The sequence below is a fragment of the Yoonia sp. genome, assembly GCF_017854415.1.
GTDB lineage: Bacteria > Pseudomonadota > Alphaproteobacteria > Rhodobacterales > Rhodobacteraceae > Yoonia.
In genome coordinates this window covers 30,013-31,970 of the sequence record NZ_JAFMHR010000016.1, presented here as the reverse complement: position 1 = coordinate 31,970, position 1,958 = coordinate 30,013, and the positions used below count along the sequence as shown (strand labels likewise).

Sequence of the window (1,958 nt, the reverse complement as noted above, 5' to 3'; positions counted from 1 at the left end):
GCTTAGCGACGCAGGCCGAGACGCTCGATCAGGCTTTGGTAGCGCGCTTGATCCTTGGACTTTGTGTAATCCAAAAGCTTGCGGCGCAGTGCTACCATTTTCAACAGACCGCGGCGGCCGTGGTTGTCTTTTTTGTGGGTCTTGAAGTGCTCTGTCAGTGTCGCGATGCGGCTGGACAGGATTGCGACTTGAACCTCAGGGGAACCAGTGTCGCCCTCTTTGGTTGCAAATTCCTTCATGATCCGTGCTTTGTCTTCTGCAGTAATCGACATCGGGGGCTCCTTATATTTAAGGGTGAATGGCACAATCCGGGATGTCGTCCAGAAAGGCCCGTGGAGGGTCCGTGCAAGGCAAAACCTTACGCAGATGCGTCGCTTTAGGGGGATTCCCTTTAAAAGAAAAGCCTTTTGTTAGGCGGCGACCATTGTGATGCTCGCCAAGTCAAGCGTTTCTAGGTTGCCGAAGGTCGCGACGACCTGCCCATCCGCGAGCAGTATCAGGCCTGCATCGGTGGGCACAGTGGTTAATATCGGGGCGTTTCCTTCGTAGGTGATTTCGATTGTGTCTTCTTCTGCGTTGAAGTCTTCGACGATAGCGTCGTCGCCCAAACCAAGCACAAATGTATCTGCGCCCGTACCGCCGTTCAAGACATCTCCAGCCCCGCCCATCAACGTATCATTGCCCGCACCACCATTGAGATAGTCGAGGTCCTGATCATCACGGTCATAGATAATGTCGTCGCCACTGCCGCCATGCATCGTGTCTGCGCCAGCCCCGCCAACCAAGACATCATTGTCAAGCGATCCTAGCAGGGCGTCATTGTCAGCACCGCCCATCAATACATCGTCGCCGCCCCCGCCATTCAGCGCATCATCACCAGCGCCCCCGTCCATAATATCGTCACCGACATGGCCGTTCAGTACATCCGCGCCTGCACCGCCTTCTAGAATATCGTCACCGCGCCCGCCCTCAAGCGTATCATTTCCGCCGCCACTGATCAGACGATCGTTTCCGTCCTCGCCGTCAAGGTGGTCGTCCCCGGCACCGGTGCGCACGACATCATCCGCGTCGCCGGAAAAGATCACGGTATCCTCATCGCTGGGGTCAACCAGGTCTTCGAGGGGCATGATATCAACGCTAGGGTCATCGTCATCGCGCAGGGCATCGCCTTGCGTGATCTCAGCCTCGTCTTCATCTGTGTCCACCAAAAAGAATGCCGTCATGGCCATTCCCACCAATCCCAAGATTGCGAGCATCGTTCAAACCTGTGTATCCGAGCCGCTCCCGACCCAATCACTCAGCAGACTACCATTAAAGGCGCTTGCTACGGTTCAAAAACGGGTCAAATGGTTAACGCGTGGTCTTTGTCATGGCGCTGGCCAAAGGATCGGCTGCTGGCTGTAACTGATATAAAGTGGATGCTTGGGGTGGCCGTGTTTGCTAAGTCCAAGGGTAAAGATTGGCTTGCCCGTCGCATGCAGCATCGCAGCCATCTGCGTTCCGCGTTCCAGATGCACACCATGTGTCCCCCAAGCGGCGATCACCTGATCGGCCCATCCAACACCTGCAAGGATCGCCGCATCATTTTCGGGACCAATGGGGTCCGTGGCCTTGCGCATTTTAAATGGATCAGTGTCGCGCCATGCAAAAATATTGGTGACCTGGAACGCTCCGAAACCCAGCGCCCTTGCGCGACGCTCACAGCGTTCGACCGTGGGATCATTCTGTACTTCGGTTGCTTTTGATGGATTGAGCATAACAAATAGCACGCGCTTTCCGCGCTCATTCCACGTCCGCGTCAGCGCATAGCGGTAGCGTTCGCAATCTGAATATGTCGCCGTTGAAGGCGCATCATCTTTGATATGCGTGCGCGTGATCACTTAGACAACAAAGACGCGGCTGGGCTGTATCTCGCCTCCGCGATAGGTGCCAACCGCGATGGCCTTTCCGTCATAAGA

3 protein-coding genes are annotated in these 1,958 nt (G+C 55.7%); all 3 read right to left on the bottom strand.

Annotation, left to right across the window (positions count from 1 at the left end; genetic code table 11):
• Positions 1-2 precede the first annotated feature (2 nt).
• The 3 genes from rpsO to QZ197_RS03500 all read right to left on the bottom strand — a co-directional run bounded on the left by rpsO (position 3) and on the right by QZ197_RS03500 (position 1,880).
• On the bottom strand, positions 3-272 hold the full coding sequence (gene rpsO / locus QZ197_RS03510) for a 30S ribosomal protein S15 (RefSeq protein WP_296430103.1): 270 nt from the start codon (positions 270-272) through the stop codon (positions 3-5).
• Positions 273-410: 138 nt separating this feature from the next.
• On the bottom strand, positions 411-1,229 hold the full coding sequence (locus QZ197_RS03505; protein WP_296430101.1) for a calcium-binding protein: 819 nt from the start codon (positions 1,227-1,229) through the stop codon (positions 411-413).
• Positions 1,230-1,367: 138 nt separating this feature from the next.
• Positions 1,368-1,880: a DUF1643 domain-containing protein gene (locus tag QZ197_RS03500; protein WP_296430100.1), complete on the bottom strand. Its 513-nt coding sequence runs from the start codon at positions 1,878-1,880 to the stop codon at positions 1,368-1,370.
• Positions 1,881-1,958: the final 78 nt, after the last annotated feature.